At 59.0% G+C, this 26,299-nt stretch carries 23 protein-coding genes; 10 read left to right on the forward strand and 13 right to left on the reverse strand.

Going from position 1 to position 26,299, the window contains the following annotated elements; all coding sequences use genetic code 11:
- Positions 1 to 90: 90 nt before the first annotated feature.
- Positions 91 to 858: a class III extradiol ring-cleavage dioxygenase gene (locus JFT86_RS15675; RefSeq protein ID WP_201237359.1), complete on the reverse strand. Its 768-nt coding sequence runs from the start codon at positions 856 to 858 to the stop codon at positions 91 to 93.
- 102 nt (positions 859 to 960) lie between these two features.
- On the opposite strand from JFT86_RS15675, the gene JFT86_RS15680 reads away from it, so the two are divergent.
- Positions 961 to 1,623, forward strand: coding sequence for a thiopurine S-methyltransferase (locus tag JFT86_RS15680; RefSeq protein ID WP_201237360.1), 663 nt, complete (start codon positions 961 to 963; stop codon positions 1,621 to 1,623).
- A 194-nt stretch (positions 1,624 to 1,817) separates the two neighbouring features.
- Here JFT86_RS15680 and htpX read toward each other — a convergent pair whose 3' ends face one another.
- Positions 1,818 to 2,705: a protease HtpX gene (htpX, locus tag JFT86_RS15685; protein WP_007908619.1), complete on the reverse strand. Its 888-nt coding sequence runs from the start codon at positions 2,703 to 2,705 to the stop codon at positions 1,818 to 1,820.
- A 304-nt stretch (positions 2,706 to 3,009) separates the two neighbouring features.
- Positions 3,010 to 4,221 carry a pyridoxal phosphate-dependent aminotransferase gene (locus JFT86_RS15690; protein ID WP_201237361.1) on the reverse strand — a complete coding sequence of 404 codons (1,212 nt, stop codon included), beginning with the start codon at positions 4,219 to 4,221 and terminating at the stop codon, positions 3,010 to 3,012.
- 223 nt (positions 4,222 to 4,444) lie between these two features.
- Between JFT86_RS15690 and msrB the strand changes: the two genes are divergently transcribed.
- From msrB to JFT86_RS15705, 3 genes are all read left to right on the forward strand, one after another.
- On the forward strand, positions 4,445 to 4,840 hold the full coding sequence (gene msrB, locus JFT86_RS15695) for a peptide-methionine (R)-S-oxide reductase MsrB (RefSeq protein WP_201237362.1): 396 nt from the start codon (positions 4,445 to 4,447) through the stop codon (positions 4,838 to 4,840).
- 168 nt (positions 4,841 to 5,008) lie between these two features.
- On the forward strand, positions 5,009 to 5,494 hold the full coding sequence (locus JFT86_RS15700; protein WP_201237363.1) for a glutathione peroxidase: 486 nt from the start codon (positions 5,009 to 5,011) through the stop codon (positions 5,492 to 5,494).
- Positions 5,491 to 5,952, forward strand: coding sequence for a MarR family transcriptional regulator (locus JFT86_RS15705; RefSeq protein WP_201237364.1), 462 nt, complete (start codon positions 5,491 to 5,493; stop codon positions 5,950 to 5,952). Before JFT86_RS15700 ends, JFT86_RS15705 begins: the two co-directional genes overlap by 4 nt.
- On the opposite strand, the gene JFT86_RS15710 is transcribed toward JFT86_RS15705, so the two are convergent.
- Positions 5,936 to 8,257, reverse strand: a complete 2,322-nt coding sequence (locus tag JFT86_RS15710; protein ID WP_201237365.1) for a response regulator — start codon at positions 8,255 to 8,257, stop codon at positions 5,936 to 5,938. The two genes, JFT86_RS15705 and JFT86_RS15710, sit on opposite strands and share 17 nt — an antisense overlap.
- A gap of 166 nt (positions 8,258 to 8,423) precedes the next feature.
- On the opposite strand from JFT86_RS15710, the gene JFT86_RS15715 reads away from it, so the two are divergent.
- Together JFT86_RS15715 and JFT86_RS15720 are read left to right on the forward strand one after the other, a co-directional pair.
- A complete protein-coding gene (locus JFT86_RS15715) occupies positions 8,424 to 9,314 on the forward strand; it encodes an ATP-binding protein (protein WP_103304757.1) in 891 nt (296 codons plus the stop codon).
- The gene (locus JFT86_RS15720; RefSeq protein ID WP_011335287.1) at positions 9,311 to 9,793 is read left to right on the forward strand and encodes a GAF domain-containing protein; all 483 of its coding nucleotides are present in this window, start codon (positions 9,311 to 9,313) and stop codon (positions 9,791 to 9,793) included. The genes JFT86_RS15715 and JFT86_RS15720 overlap by 4 nt, the downstream gene beginning before the upstream one ends.
- On the opposite strand, the gene JFT86_RS15725 is transcribed toward JFT86_RS15720, so the two are convergent.
- The 8 genes from JFT86_RS15725 to JFT86_RS15760 all read right to left on the reverse strand — a co-directional run bounded on the left by JFT86_RS15725 (position 9,794) and on the right by JFT86_RS15760 (position 21,186).
- Positions 9,794 to 12,739 carry an HD domain-containing phosphohydrolase gene (locus tag JFT86_RS15725; RefSeq protein WP_201237366.1) on the reverse strand — a complete coding sequence of 982 codons (2,946 nt, stop codon included), beginning with the start codon at positions 12,737 to 12,739 and terminating at the stop codon, positions 9,794 to 9,796.
- Between the two features lie 49 nt (positions 12,740 to 12,788).
- The gene (locus JFT86_RS15730) at positions 12,789 to 16,433 is read right to left on the reverse strand and encodes a transporter substrate-binding domain-containing protein (protein ID WP_201237367.1); all 3,645 of its coding nucleotides are present in this window, start codon (positions 16,431 to 16,433) and stop codon (positions 12,789 to 12,791) included.
- Positions 16,434 to 16,441: 8 nt separating this feature from the next.
- Positions 16,442 to 17,068, reverse strand: a complete 627-nt coding sequence (locus tag JFT86_RS15735; RefSeq protein ID WP_103304761.1) for a response regulator transcription factor — start codon at positions 17,066 to 17,068, stop codon at positions 16,442 to 16,444.
- A gap of 392 nt (positions 17,069 to 17,460) precedes the next feature.
- Complete coding sequence (locus tag JFT86_RS15740; RefSeq protein WP_201237368.1) at positions 17,461 to 18,789, reverse strand: deoxyguanosinetriphosphate triphosphohydrolase; 1,329 nt, start codon at positions 18,787 to 18,789, stop codon at positions 17,461 to 17,463.
- A 70-nt stretch (positions 18,790 to 18,859) separates the two neighbouring features.
- Complete coding sequence (locus JFT86_RS15745) at positions 18,860 to 20,023, reverse strand: EAL domain-containing protein (protein ID WP_201237369.1); 1,164 nt, start codon at positions 20,021 to 20,023, stop codon at positions 18,860 to 18,862.
- 124 nt (positions 20,024 to 20,147) lie between these two features.
- The gene (locus tag JFT86_RS15750) at positions 20,148 to 20,486 is read right to left on the reverse strand and encodes a hypothetical protein (protein WP_201237370.1); all 339 of its coding nucleotides are present in this window, start codon (positions 20,484 to 20,486) and stop codon (positions 20,148 to 20,150) included.
- On the reverse strand, positions 20,483 to 20,869 hold the full coding sequence (locus tag JFT86_RS15755; RefSeq protein ID WP_103304765.1) for a phage holin family protein: 387 nt from the start codon (positions 20,867 to 20,869) through the stop codon (positions 20,483 to 20,485). Before JFT86_RS15755 ends, JFT86_RS15750 begins: the two co-directional genes overlap by 4 nt.
- A 2-nt stretch (positions 20,870 to 20,871) precedes the next feature.
- The gene (locus JFT86_RS15760; protein WP_201237371.1) at positions 20,872 to 21,186 is read right to left on the reverse strand and encodes a YqjD family protein; all 315 of its coding nucleotides are present in this window, start codon (positions 21,184 to 21,186) and stop codon (positions 20,872 to 20,874) included.
- A 305-nt stretch (positions 21,187 to 21,491) separates the two neighbouring features.
- On the opposite strand from JFT86_RS15760, the gene JFT86_RS15765 reads away from it, so the two are divergent.
- On the forward strand, positions 21,492 to 22,700 hold the full coding sequence (locus tag JFT86_RS15765; RefSeq protein WP_201237372.1) for an ammonium transporter: 1,209 nt from the start codon (positions 21,492 to 21,494) through the stop codon (positions 22,698 to 22,700).
- Here JFT86_RS15765 and JFT86_RS15770 read toward each other — a convergent pair.
- On the reverse strand, positions 22,697 to 24,409 hold the full coding sequence (locus JFT86_RS15770) for a monovalent cation:proton antiporter-2 (CPA2) family protein (RefSeq protein ID WP_201237373.1): 1,713 nt from the start codon (positions 24,407 to 24,409) through the stop codon (positions 22,697 to 22,699). The genes JFT86_RS15765 and JFT86_RS15770 overlap by 4 nt on opposite strands.
- Positions 24,410 to 24,616: 207 nt before the next feature.
- Here JFT86_RS15770 and JFT86_RS15775 point away from each other — a divergent pair, with 207 nt between their 5' ends.
- The 3 genes from JFT86_RS15775 to JFT86_RS15785 all read left to right on the forward strand — a co-directional run bounded on the left by JFT86_RS15775 (position 24,617) and on the right by JFT86_RS15785 (position 26,237).
- Positions 24,617 to 24,853 carry a glutaredoxin family protein gene (locus JFT86_RS15775; protein WP_201237374.1) on the forward strand — a complete coding sequence of 79 codons (237 nt, stop codon included), beginning with the start codon at positions 24,617 to 24,619 and terminating at the stop codon, positions 24,851 to 24,853.
- Positions 24,854 to 24,964: 111 nt separating this feature from the next.
- Positions 24,965 to 25,282, forward strand: coding sequence for a transcriptional regulator (locus JFT86_RS15780; protein ID WP_095189592.1), 318 nt, complete (start codon positions 24,965 to 24,967; stop codon positions 25,280 to 25,282).
- A 64-nt stretch (positions 25,283 to 25,346) separates the two neighbouring features.
- Positions 25,347 to 26,237 (forward strand): pseudouridine synthase, encoded by an 891-nt coding sequence (locus JFT86_RS15785; RefSeq protein ID WP_201237375.1) that lies wholly within the window; start codon positions 25,347 to 25,349, stop codon positions 26,235 to 26,237.
- Positions 26,238 to 26,299 lie beyond the last annotated feature (62 nt).

The following is a 26,299-nucleotide window of genomic DNA, read 5'->3' on the forward strand; positions in this document are numbered from 1 at the left end:
TAAAAAATCCCCGACTGGTTCGGGGATTTTTTTTGCCTGTTTTTTGGATTCACACAAAACTCTGTGCGAGCTGGCTTGCCAGCGATGACGTCAGCCGAAGCGATAGATATCCATCCCTAGCGCGCCCATGGTGAACCCCTTGTGCGCCACGCTGAAATCACCCCCGGCGCCCCGCGCAAAATATAACGGCAACAAATGCTCATCACTTGGATGACTACGCACTGCATGTGGCGCCTGTTGGCGGTAATCATGCAAGGCCGCTTCGTCATCGGCCGCAAGCTTCTCGATCACCCAGTCACGGAAGTCCCGCGCCCACGGCTCGACGCTCTCCGGGCCGGCGTGCCAGTCCAGCTCGCGCAGGTTATGGGTGATGCTGCCGGAACCGATCAGCAGAATCCCTTGTTCGCGCAGGCCTGCCAACGCACGGCCAACCCGGGTTTGCAGCGCCGGGCCGCTGCGGCTCGGCAGTGAAACCTGTACCACCGGTATATCCGCCTGCGGGTACATCAGCGACAACGGCACCCAGACGCCGTGATCGAACGGTCGTTGTGGATCAAGGCGCACCGGCAAGTTGCTGGCGGTCAGCAGATTGGCGACCTCAGCAGCCAGTTGTGGATCACCCGGCGCCGGGTACTGCACCTCGAACAGGGCGCGGGGAAAACCGCCGAAATCGTGCCAGGTCTCGGGTTGCGGATGGCTGCCAACCAACAGTTCGTGACTCTCCCAGTGGGCGGAGACAATCACTATGGCTTTCGGTCTCGGCAGTTCGGCAGCCAGTCGCGCCAATGCCGGACCGCTGGCGCCGGGTTCCAGCGCAAGCATGGGTGAACCATGAGAAATAAACAGGCTGGGAAACATGATGGGTTCCTGAGCGGTAAGATGGCCCATCTTCAGTCAGATCATTGATCTAAATCTAATATAAGTTTTAACGCTTTTTGATCGATTTTTTGGGAGTGATACATGCAGCCTGAGTTTTGGCACAAGAAGTGGGAATCGAACCAGATCGGCTTTCACCAGCCCGAGGTCAACGCGTATTTGCAGCGGCACTGGCCCGCTCTGGCAATTCCTGCGCAGGCTCGCGTGCTGGTGCCGCTGTGTGGGAAAAGTCTGGATTTGCTGTGGCTGGCCGGACAGGGCCATCAGGTGCTGGGCATCGAATTGTCGGAAAAGGCTGTCGAGGATTTTTTTGGCGAGCAACATTTGCAGCCGGAAGTCAGCGAAGAAGGCGCGTTCAAGGTCTATCGCGCGGGAGCTATCGAGTTGTGGTGCGGTGATGTCTTTGCGTTAAAGGCCGACGATGTCGCTGATTGCACCGCACTGTACGACCGCGCCGCGTTGATCGCGCTGCCACCAGCGATGCGTGAGCAATACGCGGCGCATTTGCTGAGTAGCTTGCCGGAGGACTTGCAGGGTTTGCTGATTACCCTGGATTACGATCAGGCGCAGATGCCCGGGCCGCCGTTTGCCGTCCCGGATGCTGAGGTGCAGCGCTTGCTTGGGAATGACTGGCAGATCGAGAAGCTGGAACAGCAGGATGTGCTGGGTGAGAGCTGGAAGTTCTTGCAGGCTGGCGTGACGCGGCTGGAGGAGCGGGTTTACCGGGTTTCTTCCAGGCAAATTTAATTGTCTGTGGCTGCCTCTTCGCGAGCAGGCTCACTCCTACATTGCTTTGTGCTGAATCGTAGATTGCGTGAGCGCCACAGAACCCTGTAGGAGTGAGCCTGCTCGCGATGAGGCCAGCAAGAACAGCCCACTCTTCAAGGCAACAAAAAAGGCCCGCATCACTGCGGGCCTTTTTCGTTGTTACATCGGTTGCATCAACCGCGACGACGCAAGGCGTCGATACGCTCTTCCAGCGGTGGGTGGCTCATGAACATGCGGGCGAAGCCCTGTTTGATGCCACCATTGATGCCAAACGCATTCAGGGTGTCCGGCATGTGCACCGGCAGACCCTGTTCGGCGCGCAGACGCTGCAGAGCGCCAATCATTGCGCTGGTACCGGCCAGGCGAGCACCGGCTTCGTCGGCGCGGAATTCGCGTTTGCGCGAGAACCACATGACGATCGCGCTGGCCAGGATACCCAGCACCAGTTCGGCGAAGATGGTTGCCACGTAGTAGGCAATGCCCTGACCTTCTTCATTCTTGAAGATCACCTTGTCGACGAAGTTGCCGATGATCCGTGCAAAGAACATCACGAAGGTGTTCACCACGCCCTGGATCAGCGCCAGAGTGACCATGTCACCGTTGGCCACGTGACCGATTTCGTGGGCCAGCACGGCTTTCACTTCGTCCGGCGAGAAGCGCTCGAGCAGGCCCTGGCTGACCGCGACCAGTGCGTCGTTCTTGTTCCAGCCGGTGGCGAAGGCGTTTGCTTCGTAGGCCGGGAAAATACCGACTTCGGGCATCTTGATCCCGGCTTCGCGGGACAGTTGCTCGACAGTTTGCAGCAGCCATTGCTCATGCCGGGTACGTGGCTGGCTGATGATCTGGGTGCCGGTGCTCATCTTCGCCATCCACTTGGAGATGAACAGCGAGAACAGCGAACCGGCGAAACCAAAGACCGCACAGAAAACCAGCAGCTGACTGAGGTCGAGATCAACCCCGTTGGCCGCCATGAACCCGTTGAAGCCGAACAGGCTCAGGGTGATGCTGGCTATCAGCACGACCGCCAGGTTAGTGGCCAAAAACAGCAGGATGCGCATCATGGTTGTAGAAATCTCCTCAAGCTAAAGATGTAGCGTACTGCGGGGTATATAAGGTGCTGCACCGGGCTATTCAACCGAGTGACTATTTCAAACTGTGTCCTACAGCGGATTCCTCGGCGCACGACCCATTTCCCACGACAGATTCCGACACGGACGACGCACAGCCGCGACCCGTCGCCATTGCGTCAGACGCAGGTGACGGGTACGAATCGCAAGTGTAGAAGGCGCACGGAGGCGAGGAACGCAGAATTGTTGCTGAATCAGACAGTGCGCAACGTTCGGGCCGTTGCGCACTGATGGCCAGTTACTGGCGGTAGGACTTGAGGAAGTTGCCGATTCGACCGATAGCCATTTCCAGGTCATCGACGCGGGGCAGGGTGACGACGCGGAAGTGGTCCGGCCACGGCCAGTTGAACGCGGTGCCTTGCACTACCAGCAGCTTCTCGGAGAGCAGCAGGTCGAGGACGAATTTCTCGTCGTTGTGGATCGGGCAGACCTTGGGGTCGATTTTAGGGAACGCGTACAGCGCGCCCATTGGCTTGACGCAGCTCACGCCCGGAATGTCGTTGAGCAACTCCCAGGTGCGATTGCGCTGTTCCAGCAGGCGGCCCTGCGGCAGCACCAGATCGTTGATGCTCTGATAGCCGCCCAGTGCGGTCTGGATCGCATGCTGGCTCGGCACGTTGGCACACAGGCGCATATTGGCCAGCATGTCGATGCCTTCGATGTAGCTCTGGGCATTGTGTTTCGGTCCGGAGATGGCGATCCAGCCGGAGCGGAAACCAGCCACGCGATAAGACTTCGACAGACCGTTGAAGGTCAGGCACAGCAGGTCCGGGGCCAGCGAGGCCGTGCAGATGTGCACGGCGTCGTCGTACAGGATCTTGTCGTAGATTTCGTCGGAGAACACCACCAGATTGTGCTGACGGGCCAGTTCCAGCATGCCCAGCAGCACTTCCTTCGAATACACCGCACCGGTCGGGTTGTTCGGGTTGATGATCACCATCGCCTTGGTGTTCGGGGTGATCTTGGACTTGATGTCGGCCAGGTCCGGGAACCAGTCGGCGCCTTCGTCGCACAGGTAATGCACGGCGTTACCACCGGCCAGGCTCACGGCAGCGGTCCACAGCGGATAGTCCGGTGCCGGCACCAGCACTTCGTCACCGTTGTTGAGCAGGGCCTGCAGCGACATCACGATCAACTCGGACACGCCGTTGCCCAGGTAGATGTCTTCGATGCCGACACCTTCAACATTTTTTTGCTGGTAGTACTGCATCACCGCTTTACGCGCGCTGAACAGGCCTTTGGAGTCGCTGTAACCTTGCGCGGTCGGCAGGTTGCGGATCACATCCTGAAGGATTTCGTCCGGCGCTTCGAAACCAAACGGCGCGGGGTTGCCGATGTTCAGCTTGAGGATGCGCTGACCTTCCTCCTCCAGACGTTTGGCGTGCTTGAGCACCGGGCCGCGAATGTCGTAGCAGACGTTGGCGAGCTTGTTCGATTTGCTGAACTGCATGGCGATGTGATCCCGAAAATGAACGATCCAGGCGGCGGATGGACAACCGTACTGGGATTCCTGCGTCTTCACACAGGCGAAGTCTTGCGCCATGGCGCCGAGAATCCGTTTGAATGCGCCCGGTCTGGCTGCCAGACTGGCGCGTGACGAGGCGCAATCATACGTGCCGCCCGATCCGTGGAAAAGGTACAGATCGGGCTTTTTCAGCCGCTGAGGTGTGATGATGGAAAAGTTGGAAAAAACCCTGGAAGAATGGAAAGCCATGCTCGACCCCGAGCAGTACAACGTGTGCCGTCTGAGCGCCACCGAGCGACCGTTCTCCGGCAAATACAACGACACCAAGACCGACGGTGTCTATCACTGCGTCTGCTGCAACGAAGCGCTGTTCGATTCCAAGACCAAATTCGATTCCGGCTGCGGCTGGCCGAGCTTCTACGCGCCGATCGGCGAAAGTGCCATGACGGAAATCCGCGACATCAGCCACGGCATGATCCGTACCGAAGTGAAATGCGCCCGCTGCGATGCGCATTTGGGACACGTGTTCCCGGATGGCCCACCGCCGACCGGTTTGCGCTACTGCATCAACTCGGTGTGCCTGAACCTCGAACCGCGCTCGTAACACGTTTCCATTGTAGGAGCTGCCGAAGGCTGCGATCTTTTGATCTTGAACGTCAAAAAATCGCAGCCTTCGGCGGCGCCTACACGGGGTTAATCCTGATTATTAAATTGCACACAATTCAATTGCTCGCTATGTTTACGCCTTCTTCCTGATTTCAGAGTGCCGACAATGAGCGACAACCTGCTGAATATCCCTTGCACCACCATCAAGGGCGAGCAAAAGACCCTCGCCGACTTCGCCGGTAAAGCCGTGCTGGTGGTCAATACCGCCAGCAAGTGCGGTTTCACTCCGCAATACAAAGGTCTGGAAGAGTTGTGGCAGACCTACAAGGATCAAGGCCTGGTGGTACTCGGCTTTCCGTGCAACCAGTTCGGCAAGCAAGAGCCGGGCAACGAGGGCGCGATCAGTGAATTCTGCGAACTGAATTTCGGTGTCAGCTTCCCGCTGTTCAAGAAAATCGAAGTCAACGGTTCTGGCGCCCATCCGTTGTTTGTACAACTGAAAAAGCGCGCTCCGGGCCTGCTCGGCTCGCAAGGCATCAAGTGGAACTTCACCAAGTTCCTGATCGGCAAGGATGGCCAGTTGGTCAAGCGCTTCGCCCCCGCTACCAAGCCGCAGGATCTGAGTCGCGAGATCGAAGCTCTGCTCAAATGAATAAACTGTCGGTTGATTCGCTGAAGCTCGACAGTCAGTTGTGCTTCAAGTTGTACGCCGCCTCGCGGGCGGTGATTCGTGGTTACAAGCCGATGCTTGATCAGCTCGGCCTGACGTACCCGCAATACCTGGCAATGCTGGTGTTATGGGAATGGCAGGACAGCGCGCCGGAACAGCCGACGGTCAAGGCCCTGGGTGAGCGTCTGGCGCTGGACTCCGGCACGCTGACGCCATTGCTCAAGCGCCTGGAGCAGTTGCAACTGGTTCAGCGTCAGCGTTCGGCCCGTGATGAACGTGAAGTGCATCTGAGCCTGACACCTGCGGGACAAGAACTTCGCGAACAGGTCGGACCGCTAAAGGCACGATTGCTTTGCGACAGCGGGGTGGACCTGGACCAGCTCAATGCATTGCGTGACGGTCTCGATCAGTTACTCGGGCAGATCAAAGCACTCTCGTAGTCGGAATCCACTGATCCAGCAAGGCCGCCAGCTCTTCACGGCGGAACGGCTTGGCCAGATAGTCGCTCATGCCCGCCGCCCGGCAGCGTTCACGTTCTTCGGACATGGCGTTGGCGGTCAGGGCAACGATCGGCAGATTTGGCCAGCGTCCGCTCTGGCGAATCTGCCGGCTCGCTTCGTAGCCATCCATCACCGGCATATTGCAGTCCATCAACACCAGGTCGAACTCGTGATACTCCAGTTGATCCAGGGCTTCGGCGCCATGGGCGGCGACGACGACATCACAGCCAAGTTTACCGAGCATGCCTTTGGCCACCAGTTGATTGACCGGGTTGTCCTCGACCAGCAGCACTTTCCCGCGGCGCACCAATGGCGTCGTTTCAAGCTGCGTATCGTTGATGGTGGCGACCTCGGGATGCAGAGTCCGTCGCAGGTTCTGGTACAGCGCGTTGCGTGCCAAGGGGCGTGCCTGTTGCTGCAAAGGGGCAAGGGCAGTCGCTTCTTCGCTGGGCAGGAAACTGCCATAGGCGGTCACCAACAGGATGGGCGCGGTGAGGGCCGGACGCAGCCCGAACAGGCACTCCGGACAGTCTGTGATCAGCACATCAGGCGTCAGCCCCAGCAGCGAGTCTTCGATCGTGCGTTGCTCGTATTCGAGCCCCCAGACCGGCAACAGACTGCGAAGCAACTCCGCCAGACCGCTGCTGGCTGCGGTGATGGCGAGAACTTTGCCACGTAGCGGCGCCGGCGGCAGAGCGCGGGTATGACAGGGCAGTGGCAGTTCGGCGCAGAACTGACTGCCGAAACCGGTCTCGGAGCTGATGCTCAGGCGCCCCTGCATCGCTTCACAAAGGTTGTAGGTCAGCGCCAGTCCCAGCCCGGTCCCGCCGTACTGGCGAGTGATGCCGGCGCCTGCCTGGGTGAACGGCTGGAAGATTTTCACCTGAGCTTCCTGCGCAATGCCGATACCGGTGTCGCAGACGTCGATTCGTACGCCATCCTTGTAGGTCGACAGGCGCACATCTACCCGGCCGAAGCGGGTGAATTTCAGTGCGTTGGACAGCAGATTGCTGACGATCTGCCGAACCCGGGTCGGATCGCCCAGCACCAGCGCCGGAAAGTGCGGATCGATCAGGCAAGTCAACTCGACGCTGGGCGCCGCGTTCTGCGACAGCAGGTTGGCGGTGTCTTCGATCAATGAGCCGAGATCGAATGGAATGTGTTCAAGCTCCAGTTGCCCGGCATCGAACTTCGACAGATCGAGAATATCGTTGAGCAACTCCACCAGCACCTTGCCTGAGTCATGGGCGATCGACAGTTGCTGCTGCTGTTCGGCATTCAACGGTCCGTCGAGCGACAGCGCGATCATCCCCAGCAGACCATTGAGCGGCGTGCGGATCTCGTGGCTCATGTTGGCGAGAAATGCCGAGCGGGCTTCAGCCATCTCCAGCGCGGTACTGCGGGCGACTTCGAGTTCCTGATTGGATTGGCTGAGCCGGGCGTTGATCGCCTTGAGTTCAGCGGTTCGCGCCGAAACGATGTTTTCCAGTTGGCCGAGGTAGTCGGTCAGACGGTTTTCGGCATTGCGTCGCTGCTGGATCTCGGTAGCGATGTTTTCGAATTGCTGATTGGCGACTTTGACCAGTACGCCGATTTCATCATTGGCGTGGCCGGTCGGGCATTCCAGCGTGGTCGGTTCGGCGCTGCGCGGATCGCGCCCGCTGAGTTCGCGGATCACTCGCACCAGCGGTTTGGTCAGCATCACGTAGAACAGCGCCAACAGGATGCCGGTCAGGATCAGGCTGCGGGCGAAGCCGTTGAGCAGGGTGACTTCGGCCCGACGCAGGAAACGGCTGCCGAACGCATAGGTATCAACTTCAAGACTCAAGGCTCCCAGAGACTCATTGGGCAGATGATCCAGATACAGGCGATCTTCGAATTGGCGCTTGGCGCCGAACAGGAAGTCGCTGATCAGCCGATAGCCGCTTTGCAGCTCGGGGCGTTTGACGCTGGCCAGCACGGTATTGTTGTTGTCGGTCAGTTGCGCAGAAATGATCGCCGGAGAGCGCAACAGGCCCAAGGTGAGTTCCTGAGCCAGTTCGGCATCGATGTTGTAGGCAATGCGTGACGCCGGGTTATGGCTGATTTCCAGCAAAGACAGGATTTCACGGTTGATGGAGGCGTCTTCACTGGCATAATCGATGCCGATTTGCAGCAGGCTGAGCAGCGTGCCCAGAATGAACCCGACCAGCACAGTAAGCCTGGCTTGCTTGTATGACAGCCGGTGGGTGAATTTGATATCCATGGGGTGTTGAACCACTTCCGTTTCCCTTCGCTGCTCAAGCATAGTCGATCATGTATCGATACCGAGGTTCCCGAATCGCCTTGTAACAAGGCACAGCGCGGGAATTTTTATCTGCGTGTCGTCGCTGGATCGTCATCATTACTGTGAACGTGCCCGAGGAGAAGACGTGGATTCCCGATTGAATGCTTTTCTTGAACGCGCCGAGTCGGTTCTGGCGCGAATCGAACCGCTGTTGCCGGCACCGCGCCCGGTGATTGACTGGGGTACTTGTCTGGCCGCGCGCTGGCAGCGTGACGGCCGCAGCGGATATCTGCTGCCACTGGAAGTCAGCCTCGACATGCGCTTGTCCGACCTGATCGGCGTTGATCGGCAACTGGAGCAACTGGGCCGCAACACCCAGCAGTTTCTCGACGGTATGCCGGCCAACCATGCGCTGCTCTGGGGCTCGCGCGGTACCGGCAAGTCGTCGCTGGTACGCGCGTTGCTCGCGGAACATGCCGGCGCAGGCCTGCGTCTGATCGAGATCGAGCGCGATCACCTGGCCGACTTGCCACGAGTGGTCGAGCAGATCGCCAAGCTGCCGCAACGTTTTGTACTGTTTTGCGATGACCTGTCGTTCGAATCCGGTGAAGGCGATTACCGCGTGCTCAAAAGCGTGCTCGACGGCTCGCTGGAACAAGCACCGGACAACGTTTTGCTGTACGCCACGTCCAACCGCCGCCATCTGGTGCCGGAGAAGGAAAGCGACAACGAAAACTGGAAGCGCGTCGACGGCGAACTGCACCCCAGCGAAGCAGTGGAAGACAAGATTGCGTTGTCGGACCGGTTTGGTCTGTGGCTGTCGTTTTACCCGTTTACTCAAGAGCATTTCCTGAATGTCGTCGAGCACTGGATCGGCCAGTTGGCCGCCAAGGCCGGCCTGAGCTGGCAGCGTGACGAAGCACTGGACATCCTCGCCGTGCGTTGGGCCACCGGCCGCGGTAATCGCAACGGACGTTGCGCGTACCAATTCGCCCGTTACTGGGTGGGACTGAAATTGTTGGAGCACAAGGCATGATTGATTTGCAACAAAGCGGCCAGGGCCTCGAAGGCTATGGCATGTTGGCCGCGCAACTGGAATCGCTGTTGGCCGACGAGCGCGATTTCATCGCCAACGCCGCGCAGTTTTCGGCATTCCTGTTCAACCAGCTCGATGATCTGAACTGGGCCGGTTTTTACCTCAACCGCAACGAAGAGCTGGTGCTGGGTCCGTTCCAGGGCCAGATCGCTTGTGTGCGCATTCCGTTCGGTCGCGGTGTCTGTGGCGCTGCTGCGGCCAGCCTGCAGACGCAGCGGGTTGAAGACGTGCATGCGTTTCCCGGTCATATCGCTTGCGACAGTGCCTCGAACAGCGAACTGGTGGTGCCGTTGGTCAAGGACGGTCGTCTGATCGGCGTACTCGATCTCGACAGCCCGAAGCTCGCCCGTTTCGGCGCGGACGATCAGGCCGGTATCGAGCAACTGGCGGCGATTTTCCTGCGTCTGACCGATTGCTGATCACGCGGCAAGGCCAGCCTTGTGCAACAGGCTGGCCGGGTCCACGGCATCGATCTGCCGGGGATCGAGAAAACGCACCGCGTACTGCATGTACACGCCGTCATTGATGAACAGTCCGAACAGCTGCGCGTCGATGTGCGCCTCGCGGCACATGGTCGCCATGATCCCCAACGCTTCGCTCAATGACTTGGCTTTCTTGTACGGGCGATCGGCCGCAGTCAGTGCCTCGAAAATATCGGCAATCGCCATCATCCGCGCGGGCAGGCTCATGTCTTCGCGTGTGAGGCGCTTCGGGTAACCGGTGCCGTCCATTTTTTCATGATGACCACCGGCGATCTCGGCAATGCTGTCGAGGTGACCGGGGAAGGGCAGGTGGCTGAGCATCATGATCGTCTGCACCATATGGTGGTTGATGATGTAGCGCTCTTCGCGGGTCAGGGTGCCGCGGGCGATGCTCAGGTTGTACAGTTCGCCGCGGTTGTATTTGTAACGCGGCACGTCCAGTTTGAAACCCCACGGATTGTCTTCCGGGATCAACTCGTTTTCGTCGCGTTCGAGCAGATGCTCGGGCTTGTCCGCGAGCAGCTTTTCGCTGACCGGCAAGGTCGGTGCCGGTGTGCGAGCCTGGCGCCTGCTTTCTTCCCACGACACGCCCAGACGGTCATCGAGGGTGCGCATCCAGGTGCGTCGGGACAAATCACTCAGGCGTTGCAGATCGGCCTCGGCCATCGCTTCACTGCCCAGGTTGCAGCGGGCGACAAAGGCAAAGTCGTCGTCCAGTGCCGACAAGGTCGTCTCGCGCAGTGCGGTCAGTGAGGTTTCGTCTCCACCCAGCGCCAGTGCCTGCCAGTAACTGATCCAGGCATCGCGCTTGAGCACTTCGAAACGGGTGCGGATCTCGTGAATGCGGTCGTTGATGGTTTCCAGTTTGGTGGCCTTGTCGACCACATACTCCGGCGTCGTGACCTTGCCGCAATCGTGCAGCCACGCGGCAATGTGCAGGGCCTCCCACTCGTCTTCGGTGGGCTGGTACGCACTGAAGGCGGGCGCCTGACTCGCCGCGGCAGCCTGGGCGAGCATCAGGGTCAGTTCCGGCACGCGCTGGCAATGCCCGCCGGTATACGGGCTCTTGGCGTCGATGGCGCCGGCGAGCAACTGAATGAAGGCATCGAGCAGTTGCTTCTGCCTGGCTTGCAGGCGCTGGCTCTCGATGCTCACTGCGGCGGCACCGGACACTGCTTGCAGGAAGGCGATGCGGTCGGGTCGCAGTTTTTCCAGGTCGGCCGCGGTACCGCTGTCGTTGATCAACAGGATCAGCAGGCCGATGGTTTCGTCGTGGCGGTTGTGCAGGCGAATACCGATCAGATGAACGCGGGGCGAGGCCATCGCGAGCAAGACCTTCAGCAGGTCACCGGCCTGATCAACGCCAAGATTGCTCACCACATTGTTGCTCCCGACCAACTGCTCGAACCATGCCGGGCCTTTGCTGCTTTGCAGATCGTGGCCGTGAATCTCGAACGCCTCCAGTGCCTGCGGTATGCCATCGATCACCAGACCGTAAGGCTCCATGCGCGTGCCGTCGTTTTCTCGCAGATAAATCAGTCCGGCCTGGGCCTGGGCGATTTGCACCGTTTCGAACAACACCCGTTGCAGCAACGGCGCAAATCGGGTTTCGGCGCCGAGGGTGTCTGTGATGCGGAAAAAACTCGCCAGCGTGTCTTTCATGCGCGCCATCGACACGCTCAATTGGTCGACTTCCAGCACCGGCGAGCGGCGGGTCAGCGGAAAATTGAAGTCGAAACTGCGGATTGCGTCGGCTTCCTTGACCAGCGCGTGCAGCGGCTTGACCAGAATTCGCGAGATTACCCAGCCCAGTGGCAGGCACAGCAGTAAAGTGGCCAAGGTGATCAGCGCGCCTTGCCAACGCATGCGATACGCGTCGACCAGCAGTTCGTCCTCCGGCACCAGCAACGCCAGTTGCAGACCTTTCGGACCACCTTCGGCAATGCTGCTGTGAGCCACAATCCACTGCCGGCCATCCGCTTCAAGGCGATTGCCCGTGCGTGCACCGGACAGCAGCGCATGCAGGCTCGGGCTCAAGTCGGCAGCTTTGGCCAGGTGCGCGGTGCTGTCATCGACGATCAGACGGCGACTGTCGGGGTAGGCCACGGCATTGCCGTCGGCATCGAACAGGACGATTTCGGTGGAAGCCGTCACCACATGTTTGCTCAAGGTGGCAGACAGGGCGGCCAGCGTCAGGTCGGCGCCGATCACCGCATTCTCGCCACTGCGCCGGGCCAGGGTTGTGCCGACATTGTGGGTGGAGAAAAAGACGTAGGGTTCGGTGGTGATCTGTTCGGTGTGCTGACGGGCATTGACGAACCAGGCGCGGCTGCGCGGATCGTAGGGCTCCTCGGGATTGTCCTGACGGCTGATCAGTGTCAGTGCCTGATCGAAGAACAGCGATTGCGAGCGCAGGTTGCCTTGCGGGCCATGCTCGATGCTCCAGACCTGATACGCCGCCGCCCCCGGGGCGTTGAGCAGTGTCTTCAGGGCGGCGCTGCGCAATGGGCGGACCATGAAGAAATCGCCGTTGGCATAACCCAGATACAGCGAAGCGAGGTTCGGATTGTCCGTGAGCGACTGGCTGAAGGGTCTGAGCAGGGGCAGGCGTTGTTCAAGGTGCGCAGCCTGAGTAGCGGGGTTGTCCGCGAGCAGGCTGAGCAGGTGTCGGATCGGTTGATAGGTCGCGGACATGTCCAGGCGCACGTCCTGTTCGATCCGGTCGAACAGCTTCTCGCTGCTCGACAGGATGATCTGTGTTGTCTGGTGGTAATTGAACAGCCCCAGCACTACGCCTGTGAGCAGCAGGAGAAAGGTGAACATGACGCTGATGTGCACGTGCAGCGGGAATCGGCGTTGTTCCGGGCGCAGTGGGCTGGGCATTTCCGCTTCTCCATGATGGTTTAACTCACTGCTCAGCGCCCAAGCATAGTTAAGGCAAGCTCATTGCGCCTTGATCAGACAAGGCCAATTGTTGCTGCAGGGCTTGCTCCAGTTCGACCATCGCCCGGTTGCTCGCCTCGCAACGGCGAGTAATTTCATCGGTGTCCATTGCCTGTGCACAGGCTTGCTCAAGCGCATCGCAGCATTCGATCACGCGCACTGCCTGGGCGATGCGCGCCGCCCCCTTGATCTTGTGGGCGACCACCGCCAGCGCGCCGCGATCCTGTTGCGGTGACAGTGCGAGCAGTTCCTGGCGGTCGAGGCGGCTACTTCTGAGCAGTTCCTGCAACAGCCTTTTGGCCTGTGCAGGGCTGCCGCCGGTCAACATGTTCAGACTTTGCAGGTTGAAAACAGGGGGACGAGATGCCGGGGTGATGCCATCGACCCACTGGCTGAGCAGGCTCAGGCTCAAGGGTTTGAACAGGCAGTCGTTCATGCCGGCCTGTTTGCAGCGCTGGATCTCCTCCGGTTGTGCGTTTGCCGTGAAACCCAGCACGATGCAGGGTGGGCAGCGGTTCTGCAGTTCCTGCTGGCGGATGGCGCGAGTCAGTTCATAGCCATTCATCAAGGGCATGTTGCAGTCGACAATCACCAGATCGAAACCACCGTCCTGCCACAGTTTCAGCCCGATACAACCGTTCTCGGCGATACTGAAGTGATGGCCGAGGAACTCCAGTTGCTGGCACATCAACAAACGATTGGCTGGATGATCGTCCACCACCAGCACGCGCAGGGGCGTCAGGGAAGTCTTGATCGTGGGCTCGTCTCTGGCAGTGCTTGCCTGTGCAGGCAAGGTTTCCAGCGGCAGCGAAACACAGACTTGCGTGCCGATGCCGGGCTGGCTGCTCAACTGCAACTGGCCACCCATCATTTCGCACAGGTTGCGACTGATGACCAGCCCCAGCCCTGCGCCGCTGCGGGCCTGCTGTTGGCTGTTTTCCGCCTGGGCGAAAGGTTCGAACAAGCGCTGCTGATCTTCCGCGCTGATACCGATACCGCTGTCCTGCACGCTCAGTTGCATCAAGGCAGGCCCAGGCATGTCCGTGGTCATGAGATCCACGGTAATCCTGATGTGGCCCTGTTCGGTGAACTTGATGGCATTGCTCACCAGGTTCGACAGCACTTGCTTGAAACGCAACGGATCAAGATGGACATCGACCGCCAGATCCGGCGGATTGAAGATGATTTGCAGGGCGATATTCTTCTGCCGGGCGAGGCCGTCGAAGATCCTTGCGACGGATGTCACGGTGTCGGTCAGGTTGACCCGTTCCGGGCAAAGGCTCAGGCGACCGGACTCGATCCGGGCGATGTCGAGAATATCGCCGATCAGGCCGAGCAGATCCTTGGCCGAATGGTAGGCGGTGTCGATCGAGGAGCGATCCGGATGCTGTTGATCCATGCGTCTGAGTGTCAGTTCGAGCATGCCGATCACGGCATTCATCGGAGTACGGATTTCATGGCTCATGGTGGCCAGGAAGGTGCTTTTCGCCCGATTGGCTTCATCGGCCTGTTCCTTGGCCGTGCGCAACTCTTCGAACAACTGACGGCGTTCGCTGATGTCGATCCAGCCACCGATGATGCCTTGCACATCGCCACTGGAATCGCGATACGGAAGTATCCAGTGATAGATCGTCAGGCGGCGGTTGCCGATATGCAGCGGGCGGTCGAGCAGCAGCGGCGTGCCTTCGGCGACAACTCGCTGGTAATCGGCGTGGAAGGCCTGGGCTTCGAAAGCGTTGCTCAAGGTGCCCTGAATGACGCTTTTGCCAATAACGTCCTCGCGCTTGGCATTGAACACTTCGAGGTAGCTGTCATTGCAGCTTTGCAGCAGGCCCTGGCGATCACGGACGTAGATCGGATGCGGCGTCCCGTTGACCAGCGAGCGCATGAATTCGAACTGGTCGTTCAAGGCCCGCTCAGCCGCCTTGCGTTGCTTGATCTGATGCCGCATGTAGGCATTCCAGGCCAGCAAGACCAGCAGGAGCAGGCAGGCGCCGATGATCACTTGATAGAACTGGCGCTGGTAATTGCGCCAGATGTTTTGCGAAGCGGTGGAGTAACCGCGCCAGCGGCCATTGATCACGCCCAGTTCTTCCGGGGAAATGCTCAGCAACGCTTTGTTGATGATCGAGCCCAGTTCCGTGTTGTCCCGTGCGGTGACCAGAGAAAACGCAGCCTGGCCGGTGCCGATGGTAGTGGTGATCTGTAGCGCTCGTTCGAAGATCCGCGAAGAAATGAAGTAGTTGGCGATCACCAGTGAATTCACCGCGCCGTCGACATGACCTTCGGCGAGCAGCGAGACGGCGCTGAAGGTGTCCGCTGTTTCAATCAACTGGATCCGTGGAAACTCGCGTCGCAGGTATTCGACCATCGGGTTGCCTTGGGCGATCGCCAGTTTTTTGCCTTTGAGCTGGCCCAGGTTCGTCGGGCTGTCGGCGCTCTTGCGCGTCAGCAGGACATAGGAGTTTTCCAGATAGGGTCGACTGAAATCGAGGGTTTTTTCCCGCTCGCTCGTGGGTAGCAAAGCGGCGATGAGATCGGCCTGATGGCTGTCTATCTGTTTGATCATCTCGGCATCGTTGCGACTGCGGTGGATCTCGAAGCGCAGGCCGGTGCGCAGGCGAACCAGTTCAAGCAGGTCGGCGCTGATCCCGCGAAAATTGCCGCCACTGTCGAAGAACGTCAGCGGCGCATAAGCCTCGTTCACTACCACTTTCACCACGGGGTGCTGTTTGAGCCATGTTTCTTCACGTTCGGTCAGTTGCAGCTTCTGATCGGTGAGCAGCAGGTCGCTGCCGGCGCTCCAGCGTTTGGCGATGTTCTCGCGTTCGCTGCGTGGCACGGCGTTAAGCACGGTGTCGACGATATCCAGCAACTGCGGGTTGTTGCGACGTACGGCGAAACTGAATCCGTGAGCTTCCTGCTTGCCGAAATTGGCCATGCGCACGTTGTTGAGGTAGCCCTTGTTGATCATGTAGTGGGTAGAAAGGGTGTCGCCGAGAAAGACATCGGCCTGGTCGAATGCCACGGCGTTGATTGCATTCTGGTAGGAGGGGTAGCAGGTAATCAGCGCCTTGGGATACAGCGCCTTGACCTCGTGCAGCGGCAGATAGTGATACACCATGCTTAACCGCAATCCCGCGAGGCCATCGGTCAAGGATCGACTATCGTCTTCGCGGGTAACGAGCACGGGCTGATCATTGGCGTAGGGTTGGGAAAGCGCGAGGTTGGCGTTACTGGCTTCATAGCCGTTCGCCGTACCGAGCAGATCAACTTGACCGTCAACCAGCGCGCGAATCGCAGCATCTCGCGAGGGAAAGCGTTTGATCCGGATGGGTAAACCGGTGCTTTGACTGAGCAAGCCGACATAGTCGGCGGTCAGGCCCTCATAATCGTGCCCGCTGACAGTCATGTCGAAGGGCGGATAGTCCGGCGCGGAGGTGCCCAGTATCAGTTCGCTACGGGTTTGCAGCCACTGTCGTTGAGACTGTTCGAACGCGACCGGCACTGACTCGCTTGCCGACCGGCTAAGCAAGGCGTAGCCCGGTGTAGCGACGGGCATGGCGAGCGCATTGGCGCTCAGGCACAGGCCTGCGCTCAGTGTAATTAAATAGTCCATTAAACGACTGGGCATGCGGGGTCTCACACGAGTGCGTTGCGTTTGGCCATCTCGATAAGTTCTACAAGGGATTTGGCTTTGAGTTTTTGCATCAGGCGTTTTTTATAGGTGCTGACGGTTTTATTGCTGAGAAACATGCCCTTGGCGATTTCCTTGTTGGTGCGACCTTGAGCGAACAATTGCAAGACCATCAACTCGCGATCATTAACCGATTTGAAGAGTTCCAGCTCGGTATAACGAATGTCATCGCTGCGAACCGGATTCAATGCCTGGCTCGGGAAATAGTTGTAACCGGAAAGTACCGCTTTTATCGCACTGACCAATTCGCTCAAGTCTTCCTGTTTACAGACATAACCGGAAGCGCCGGATTGCATGCAGCGAATACCGAACAAAGTCGGGCATTGGGCTGTCAGTACGAGGGTTTTCAGTGGCGAACTCATTGCATTGAAGCGAGCCAGCACTTCCAGACCGTCGAGTTTGGGGATGCTGATATCGAGAATGATCAGGTCTGGCATGCATTCGCGCACCATCTGCATGGCATCGACCCCATTATCGGTTTCACCGACGACCTTGTAACCTTCATGTTCGAGCAGCATGCGAACGGCGAGACGGATGACCGGGTGATCGTCGACAATAAAAACGGAGTTCATAATCAAATCCCATACAAGCACGAATAAAGCGCGCACCTTAGCTCAGATGAATGAGTGCTCGCATGAACTGACATCGCTCCAGTCGTGCTATCGGATTATTCCTACAATTAATGAGGAAAGGGACTACGTCTGAACTAGGTTCGACGTAAGGAAGTGCGGGATTTGCAGCGGCTTATAGTTAGCTTTGAATGTTTTGCAAATGCTGGCTATAACTGACTTTTTTGTAGATGTTTAAAAAATGTGGCTGCTTGAAAGTTTGTTGTTTGTATCATGTGGTTACATTGCGTCGCCAAATCGCTGAAAACGCATGCATCGACTCCGATATCGGACAGCGCAAGTGATTGTCATGTATTCAACTGGCCGACCTTGCCGGCCAGTTGAACATTACGTGATCAGTGACTGGAGCGACCGGTCATTTCCAGTGCCATGTCGCTGGCGTAGCTGTCGGTCATGCCGGCAATAAAATCGATCATGCGCAAAAAGGACGTGTGCAATGAACCCTGCGGATCCGGTGCGTTATTGCCGAGCAAATCGAGGATACGCCGGCTCTTGAACGATGGGGTGCGCCCGTTGTGTTGTTCCAGAGCAGCGCCGCAGAACGAATTGAGCAGGATCTCCAGCGTCGTGTAGGCGCCGATTTCGTGCAGGGTTTTGCGTTTGTCCTGAAAGATTTTCTTGCGGGCGATGTCCTTCGCGTTGAGCACGCAACGTTTGGCCGGGCCATGCATATGCTCGACCAGATCACCTTGCAACGTGCCGGCGAGCAGTGCGTCCTGTTGCTCGACGAAGGCCCGCGCCGCGGCATTGGTCAGATGCTCGATGGCCTTGCCGCGCAGGATCGCCAGTTTGCGCCGTCGCGAATCCTGCGGGCCAAGTTGCCGATAGGTTTCCGGCAAGTCATCGCCGACCAGTCCGAGCAGCAGCGATTCGACTTCGGCGTACTCCAGCAACTCCATCTCAAGGCCATCTTCGAGGTCGATCAGCGCATAGCAGATATCGTCGGCTGCCTCCATCAGGTACACCAACGGGTGGCGCGCCCAGCGTTGGTCTTCCAGTTGTGGCAGACCCAGCTTGTGGGCGATCTGCTCAAGCAGCGGCAATTCGCTCTGATAGCAGCCGAACTTGTGTTTCTTGTAGCCAAGAGAATCGGCGTGACGGGCCGTCCACGGGTATTTCAGGTAAGTGCCGAGGGTCGCGTAGGTCAGGCGGGTGCCGCCGTCGAACTGATGGTACTCAAGCTGAGTGAGCACGCGAAAACCCTGGGCGTTGCCTTCGAAATTGAGGAAGTCACCACGCTCGGCTTCGCTCATGCCGTCCAGCCAGCCGCGCCCGGCGGCCTGTTGAAACCAGTGGCGAATGGCGTCTTCACCGGAATGGCCGAACGGTGGGTTGCCGATGTCGTGGGCCAGACAGGCCGATTGCACGACCATGCCCAGATCGCTGGGGTCGCACCATTCCGGCAGGGCGTTGCGCAGGGTTTCACCGACGCGCATGCCGAGTGAACGGCCGACACAACTGACTTCCAGCGAATGGGTCAGGCGCGTGTGGATGTGATCGTTGCTGGTGACCGGGTGGACTTGCGTCTTGCGTCCCAGGCGACGGAAAGCGCCGGAGAAAATGATGCGGTCATGGTCTTTGTGAAAAGGGCTGCGGCCGAGTTCTTGCGGGCTGTGCAGCGGCTTTCCGAGGCGTTCGCGGTTGAGCAGGGTCTGCCAATCCAAGGCTGATTCTCTCCGTCTGGTGACTGAATTGCCCTAGCTTCCGGGTTCAGCCTTGCACCTGCAAGCGGAACTACAGTCCCGCCGCATCAATGTCGATCAGCAGCAGGCGTTCGCCATTGTCGAAAAACTGCCCGGCCGTCAAGCAATACTGGTTGCTGGTGGCATCGCGGTAGGTGTTGGACAAGGTCAGGCGTCGCTCCTCCCAGCCCTCGGCGAGCAAATGGTAGAAGTACGGCCGCCATGACCAGTTATGCCCCATATAACGACTATCGGCGACCCAGCCGTTGTGGCGCCATTCCAGGTTAGGCGTCAGTTGCGTGCCGTGGCGGTCGCACTGATAAAACCGCAGCAGCCATGGGAACGCCTCTAATTGTGGCAATGCGCTGAGCGGCGCATGGGCCTGAGCCCAACTCTGCAGAATCGCCATCAATTCGCTGAGTTGTTGGCGCATTTGCATCAAACGCCCGCGTTCTGCCAGTTTTTGCCGGACATAGCGTTGGCGCAGTTCGGCAAAGCGTTGCACGAACGCATCGGTGGGGTAAAACGCCTCTTGTGCCCGGGCGAACAGAAAACCCTGCACGTAACGCGACCCGCATTCCAGAGCGAAATTCAGCTGCGCCTCGGTCTCGACCCCTTCGGCAATGATCCAGCAGCCGGTCTTCTCGGCCATCTGCGCCAGAGCCTTGACCACGTCGCTGCTCGGTCCGCCGAGAGCAGCGGCCTGAAACAGGCGCATGTCGAGCTTGAGGATGTCCGGCTGCAGCGCCAGCACTCGATCCAGTTGCGAATAACCGGCACCAAAGTCATCGATGGCGATTCGCGCGCCGGCCTCGCGATAACGCGCCACGACTTCTGCCAGACGTTGGCTGTTGCCGCCCAGTTCAGTGATTTCGAAGACGATGCGTTGCGGGTCAACACCGTGCCGCGCTATCTGTTTGAGACTGGGCAGGGCTTGGTCTGGACGCAGTCGGCTGATCCAGCGCGGCGACATGTTCAGACTGAGAAACCAGTCCGCCGGGGCTTCATGCAGGCGGCTCAGGGCGTTGTCACGGATCTGCCGGTCGAGGCGACGCAAAGCGATGGCTGGCGTGCGCGGGTCGGCGAACAGTGGCCCGACCGAGGTCAGTTGCCCATCCGTCTGGCGCAGACGGCCCAACGCTTCGACGCCGGCTATGCGTCCGGTGGCGGTATCGATGAAAGGTTGAAAGCAGGCGAGCGGTTGCCCGTCGATCACGGGGCCTCCTTAGTCGTTCTTGTTCTGATTGAACCCCGTCGACCGGGTAGGCACATGGGATTGAACCTCCGGATAAAGAAGTTCATCCCGCCGTCATTGCAAGAATGTAGCCAGATACGTCAGGTCAGCGTTTGCCCGAACTCTGCATGACCAACCGGATCAACGGGCCGAGACTGGTGCCGAGACGAACCAGCCGAGTCAGGCTACCGACGCCGCCACTTTTCGCACCCTTGCCGGTAATAAAACCCAGCAGCGTGACCGCAGCCACACCCCACAGCGGGGCATGTTTGATGCCGAAGCCACCTTGCAGGTTTTGCGTCATGCCGCGCATGCGCTGCAGGGGTTGCAGCACTTGCCCGGCTTCATGACGGATTTCCTGCCGGTGCATTTCCATGCGCAGGCGAATCAGTGCCTTGCGCATTTCCCGGCGTGAGCTGTTGTGTGGAAGTTCAGGCAGGCTCATGGCAGCAGGCGCTCCCGATCATTGGCCAATTCTTCCAGGGTGCCATGGAAGGGCGAGGATTCATCGAAAACCGCAGCTTTCAAACGCAAACCGCAGAATGCCGCTGCCAGGGTATAGAACACGCACAGGCCGATGATCGCGGGCAGGCGATAGGTGTCCCAGAACACGATCAGTACCAAAGTCGACAAGCCGACCAGCAGCAACAGGGCAAACACCAGGGCCAGACCTGCAAACAGCAACAGGCTGACAGTGCGTGCTTTCTGCTCCTGCAACTCGATGCCGAACAACTCGACATGACTGTGCAGCAAGCCAAGAACAGCGGCGCCCAGACGCCGCGTGGAGGATGCGGTGCCCGCAGTCGGGCCGGATTCACCGATCGACATAATCAGCGCCGAGTAGCCAGCAGGCCAATAAGGAAGCCGACACCGGCCGCGATGCCGACGGACTGCCAAGGGTTGGCCGATACGTAATCTTCGGTTGCGGTGACCGCAGCCTGGCCGCGGTCGCGCAGGGTGTCTTCAGTCAGTTTCAGGGTTTCCCGTGCACGCAACAGGCTTTCGTGGATCTGCTCACGCAGCTCATCCGCCTGATCACCGGCCAGAGTGGCGGTGTGTTCGAGCAACCGTTCGGTGTCGGCGACCAATGTCTGGAAATCGTTCATCAGAATGTCTTGAGCAGTCTTTGCCTTGATGCTGGCCATGGGTGGATCTCCGTAAGTGGCGTCTGAAGCGTTCGAGTATGAGCCTTGCGCGAAGGTTCAGTACAAATGACTGGTACAGCTTTTGCTATGTCGTGGTGCGTTGTCCGTTACCCGTGCGCTGTTGCCGGGCGTACAAGCCGCAAAACCTTAACTCAAATAATCCCGGTTCGTGTCAGGACATCGACCTTGTGCGCCAAAGCGGTTCATCGGATCTGCGGATTCGTGACTGATTGGTCGCAACTTGGTGCATGAAATGTCCGCATGAACTGCTTTGGTGCTTTTTTACCTTTCAGGTCTGCCTCTTTATGGAAAATCTGCAAAGCGCTGTGGAGACTCTGGTTCACAGCTCCAATACGTTGTTCATACTGATCGGCGCGGTGATGGTGCTGGCAATGCATGCCGGTTTCGCCTTCCTCGAAGTCGGCACGGTTCGCCAGAAAAATCAGGTCAACGCGTTGTCGAAAATCCTCAGCGATTTTGCCGTCTCGACTCTGGCCTATTTCTTTATAGGCTACTGGATCTCCTACGGCGTGACCTTCATGCAGCCGGCGGCCGTCCTGAGCGCTGATCACGGCTATGGGCTGGTGAAGTTTTTCTTCCTGCTGACTTTTGCCGCAGCGATTCCGGCGATCATTTCCGGCGGCATTGCCGAACGCGCGCGCTTCGTTCCGCAGTTGTGCGCGACGGCACTGATCGTGGCGTTCATCTATCCGTTTTTCGAGGGGATGATCTGGAACGGCAACTACGGCCTGCAAGCCTGGCTGACGGCGCAGTTCGGTGCGGCGTTCCATGATTTCGCCGGCTCCGTGGTGGTACACGCCATGGGCGGCTGGCTGGCGTTGGCGGCGGTGTTGTTGCTCGGCCCGCGTAATGGCCGTTATCGCGATGGCCGCTTGGTGGCTTTCGCGCCGTCGAGCATTCCTTTTCTGGCGCTGGGCTCGTGGATTCTGATTGTCGGCTGGTTCGGCTTCAACGTGATGAGTGCGCAGACCTTGCAAGGTGTCAGCGGCCTGGTGGCGGTCAATTCGTTGATGGCGATGGTTGGCGGCACGATGGCGGCATTGATCGTCGGGCGCAACGACCCGGGCTTTCTGCACAACGGCCCCTTGGCCGGTCTGGTGGCGATCTGCGCCGGTTCCGATCTGATGCATCCTGTCGGCGCTCTGGTGACCGGGGGCATCGCCGGTGCCCTGTTTGTCTGGTGTTTTACAGCGGCGCAGGTCAAATGGCGTATCGACGACGTGCTGGGGGTGTGGCCGTTGCACGGTTTGTGCGGCGTTTGGGGCGGGATCGCTTGCGGTATCTTCGGCAAGACCGCACTCGGCGGTCTTGGCGGCGTGAGCCTGATCAGCCAGTTGATCGGCACCGCACTCGGCGTCGCGGTGGCGCTGATCGGTGGTTTTGCGGTTTATGGTGCGATCAAGGCACTGCATGGGCTGCGCCTGAGTCAGGAACAAGAGTATTACGGCGCTGACCTGTCGTTGCACAAGATCGGCGCAGTGAGTCAGGATTAGGTTTCCTCATCGTCGGCCCCGGGATAAAAACCGTGTAGCAGGCGATAGCGATCAATGCGCACCTGATCGACTTTCTCCTGCACTTGATGCGCTGGCAAACCGAGCATGATCAACGCGTGCGACGCGAGCATCAGGCTCGACTCCAACAGCTCCGGCACCACTTCGGTGGCGCCGGCGGCTTTCAGTTCGGCCCATTGGCTGTCGTCGCGGGTACGCACCAGAATCGGCACATGCGAATTGAGGCGGCGGGCTTCCTTGAGGATGTGCAAGGCTATATCGCTCTGATCCACGGCGATCACCAGCAAACGCGCGCGCATCAGGCCAACGGCGGTGAGCAGGTCGGCGCGTGAAGAATCGCCGTAATGCACATCACTTTCCCCGGCGGCGGCCTCCTGTACTCGCACCGGGTCGTTGTCCAGAGCGATGTAAGGCTGCTTCGCGTTGCGCATGAAGCGGCCGATGGATTGACCAACGCGCCCGTATCCGCAAATCACCACATGCTTGTCGAGGTCGGCGTTAAGCGCGCTGATCTCCTCGATCTGTGCCTCCTGATTGGGCTTGCGGTGCAGGGCCAGAGCAATGCGTGGCGCCGCACGCAGCAACAGGGGTGTCAGCAGCATCGAGCAGAATGTCGCTGCGAGCAATAGGGCGCCCAACTCGGCAGGCATCAGATTGTTCTGTTGCATCTGCGCCATCAGCGCGAAACAGAATTCGCCACCCTGGGCCAGGGCCAGACCGCTGCGCCACGCCGTTTCACTGTCACTGCCGCGCCGTCTCACCAACAGCGCCACCACGACGCCTTTGATCACCATCAAACCGAGGGTCAGGCCGAGGATCAGTAGGCTGTGACTGACGAACAATTGCAGGTCGATCAGCATGCCGATACTGACAAAAAACACCCCGAGCAGAATGTCGCGGAAGGGCCGTATATCGGCTTCGATCTGATGCCGGTAATGGCTTTCGCCCAGCAGCATGCCGGCGAGAAATGCGCCAAGTGCAGGGGACAGGCCGAGCAGATGGGTGAGCCATGCGGTCAGTAGCACAATCACCAGCGCCAGCAACACAAACAGTTCTGCCGAGCGCGAGGCGGCGACTTCATGGAACAGTCGAGGCAACAACCAGCGACTGGCGAGCAGCAGGCCGACAAACAGCACCACGGTTTTCGCCAGGGTCAGTGGCAACGCCCAGTACCACGCCTGATCGCTGCTCCCGGCGAACACAGGAACCAGGGTCAGCAGCAGTACCGCAACCACGTCCTGAAACAGCAAAACGCCGACAGCATTCTGGCCGTGACTGCTGAACACCTCGCCGAGGCTGCCCAGTTCCTTGGTGACGATCGCCGTGGAGGACAACGACAGTCCGGCCCCGAGTAAAAGGGCGGGCGTCATCGGCATTCCCAGCAACATCAACAGCAGACCCAACAGCGCCGCAGTGATCAGCACTTGCTGGCTGCCCAGGCGAAATACTACTTGGCGCAGCGCAATCATTTTCGACAGGGAAAACTCCAGGCCCAGCGAAAACAGCAGGAACACCACGCCCAGTTCAGCTACGTCGGGCAGATGTTCGCTCTCGTTGACCCAATCGAATGCACTCGGCCCGACCAGCAATCCCACGCACAGGTAACCCAATACCGGTGGCAGTCGCAGGCGACGGAACAGGGCAATCACCACGAGGGACGAGGCGAGGATGATCAACAGGTTGGCAAACACTAGACACTCCGATGTCAGGCTCTGGCTTTTCAAGCGTAGAGGCAAAAAGTCGGGGAGCATCGCGTAATTGGTTTTTCAGCGGACTGATTTGCGTCAGGGTTTTGCCAGTCAAACACATTAGATTCGCTGAAGCCTTTGGGCGGCGCTGGCTCGACGGGTTTTCGGCAGCGGCCTAGAATAGGCGCACTATTTTTGGGTCGAGCAATCATGCCTCCTGAATGTCAGCTGTTCGGCACCTTGGGGTGCCACTTGTGTGAAGTCGCGGAAGCTGAACTGATGCCGTTTGTCGAGCACGGCCTGCTCGTCGAACTGGTGGATATCGCTGATGACGAGTCTTGGTTCGAGGCTTACAGCCTGCGGATTCCCGTGCTGCGCCGAGTCGATACCGGGGCGGAACTGGGTTGGCCGTTCAGTGCCGATCAGGTCGTCGCATTTCTTGGTTGACCCGATTTCCGCATCATTCCGCTGGTCGCCATGGACAATCCTTCCGTTGGCACTTTGCGGTTTATTCGGTTACTGTATGTCCGTACAGTAATTGGGTCAGAGGGATGAACCGTGGTCAATGTCGAACAGTTGAAGAACAGCGTGAACCGGATGTCGGTTGACGTGGTGCGCGAGGCCGTCCTCGAGCTGCGCCTGGACGGGCTGGTCACTGAAGGCAAGACGCCATTCAATAAACTGCATTTCAACACCTGCTTTGCCGAGATCGAAGCCTTGTTTCAGCGCGCCGGTTATCACCGGCAACTGGATGTGGTCGGTTATCAGGGGCTGCTTTACGCCTTGTATGACCCGGGCCGCTGGGAGGCTGTCGACGTGTTGCGCTGGCTCAAGGAGTTCACGGAAGCGGCGGCGCTCAAATCGATTCCTGCCTGAACACTAGGTTCGTTCCCGGCAGTGTTGGATAATGCCGGCCTGCCTCAAGGGTTCGAATTTCCGTATGTCCACATCAACGTTTTCTGCTGCACATAATCAGGCCAGTACACTTTATTTGCCGCCGGGGCCTTGGCTGACCGTACTCGACTGTCTGTGCGAGCATTTCAGTGCCATTGGTCGCGAACAATGGCTGGATCGAATCGCTCGGGGCCGGGTACTGGATGGTCAGGGGAAGCCAATTGCGCTGGACCTGGTTTACAAGGAAGGCCTGCGGATTCACTACTTTCGTGAAGTGCCGGATGAGAAACCGATTCCGGTGGTCGAGTCGATCCTTTATGCCGATGAGCATCTGGTGGTGGCGGACAAACCGCATTTCCTGCCGGTGACGCCGGCCGGCGAATATGTCGAGCAGACCTTGCTGCGCAGGCTGATCCGCCGCCTGGACAATCCCCACCTGGTGCCACTGCACCGAATTGACCGGCATACGGCGGGGCTGGTGATTTTCTCGGCCAATCCGCAAACCCGTTCCGCGTATCAGTCGCTGTTTCCGACGCGGCAGATCGACAAGCGCTATGAAGCGATTGCCCCGGCATTGGCTGGACTGGAATTCCCTCTGGTGCACAAAAGTCGTCTGGTTGATGGCGAGCCGTTTTTCCGCATGCAGGAGGGCCCGGGGGTCAGCAACACCGAAACGGCCGTGGAGGTTCGAGAGAAAAACGGCGATCTCTGGCGCTATGGCCTGTATCCGGTGACCGGCAAGAAACATCAGTTGCGTGTGCACATGACCGCGCTGGGGGCGAGTATCTGCAACGACCCGTTCTATCCGGATGCGCTGAAAGACGTCGAGGATGATTACGCCAATCCGCTGAAACTGCTCGCGCAAGGGCTGCGTTTCATCGACCCGGTGACGGGCGAGGAGCGCGAATTCGAAAGCCGCATCACCCTGCAGTGGTGACTTCTCAGCCTTTCGAGCGCCCATGAAAAAGCCCGCATGAATGCGGGCTTTTCTGTATCCGG

It is taken from the genome of Pseudomonas sp. TH06 (assembly GCF_016651305.1).
GTDB lineage: Bacteria > Pseudomonadota > Gammaproteobacteria > Pseudomonadales > Pseudomonadaceae > Aquipseudomonas.

Bases quoted from the DNA above. Each gene is read 5' to 3' on its own strand.
- JFT86_RS15675 (WP_201237359.1), bottom strand. From the start codon at position 858: ATGTTTCCCAGCCTGTTTATTTCTCATGGTTCACCCATGCTTGCGCTG.
- JFT86_RS15680 (WP_201237360.1), top strand. From the start codon at position 961: ATGCAGCCTGAGTTTTGGCACAAGAAGTGGGAATCGAACCAGATCGGC.
- htpX (WP_007908619.1), bottom strand. From the start codon at position 2,705: ATGATGCGCATCCTGCTGTTTTTGGCCACTAACCTGGCGGTCGTGCTG.
- JFT86_RS15690 (WP_201237361.1), bottom strand. From the start codon at position 4,221: ATGCAGTTCAGCAAATCGAACAAGCTCGCCAACGTCTGCTACGACATT.
- msrB (WP_201237362.1), top strand. From the start codon at position 4,445: ATGGAAAAGTTGGAAAAAACCCTGGAAGAATGGAAAGCCATGCTCGAC.
- JFT86_RS15700 (WP_201237363.1), top strand. From the start codon at position 5,009: ATGAGCGACAACCTGCTGAATATCCCTTGCACCACCATCAAGGGCGAG.
- JFT86_RS15705 (WP_201237364.1), top strand. From the start codon at position 5,491: ATGAATAAACTGTCGGTTGATTCGCTGAAGCTCGACAGTCAGTTGTGC.
- JFT86_RS15710 (WP_201237365.1), bottom strand. From the start codon at position 8,257: ATGGATATCAAATTCACCCACCGGCTGTCATACAAGCAAGCCAGGCTT.
- JFT86_RS15720 (WP_011335287.1), top strand. From the start codon at position 9,311: ATGATTGATTTGCAACAAAGCGGCCAGGGCCTCGAAGGCTATGGCATG.
- JFT86_RS15725 (WP_201237366.1), bottom strand. From the start codon at position 12,739: ATGCCCAGCCCACTGCGCCCGGAACAACGCCGATTCCCGCTGCACGTG.
- JFT86_RS15730 (WP_201237367.1), bottom strand. From the start codon at position 16,433: ATGCCCAGTCGTTTAATGGACTATTTAATTACACTGAGCGCAGGCCTG.
- JFT86_RS15735 (WP_103304761.1), bottom strand. From the start codon at position 17,068: ATGAACTCCGTTTTTATTGTCGACGATCACCCGGTCATCCGTCTCGCC.
- JFT86_RS15750 (WP_201237370.1), bottom strand. From the start codon at position 20,486: ATGAGCCTGCCTGAACTTCCACACAACAGCTCACGCCGGGAAATGCGC.
- JFT86_RS15755 (WP_103304765.1), bottom strand. From the start codon at position 20,869: ATGTCGATCGGTGAATCCGGCCCGACTGCGGGCACCGCATCCTCCACG.
- JFT86_RS15760 (WP_201237371.1), bottom strand. From the start codon at position 21,186: ATGGCCAGCATCAAGGCAAAGACTGCTCAAGACATTCTGATGAACGAT.
- JFT86_RS15765 (WP_201237372.1), top strand. From the start codon at position 21,492: ATGGAAAATCTGCAAAGCGCTGTGGAGACTCTGGTTCACAGCTCCAAT.
- JFT86_RS15775 (WP_201237374.1), top strand. From the start codon at position 24,617: ATGCCTCCTGAATGTCAGCTGTTCGGCACCTTGGGGTGCCACTTGTGT.
- JFT86_RS15785 (WP_201237375.1), top strand. From the start codon at position 25,347: ATGTCCACATCAACGTTTTCTGCTGCACATAATCAGGCCAGTACACTT.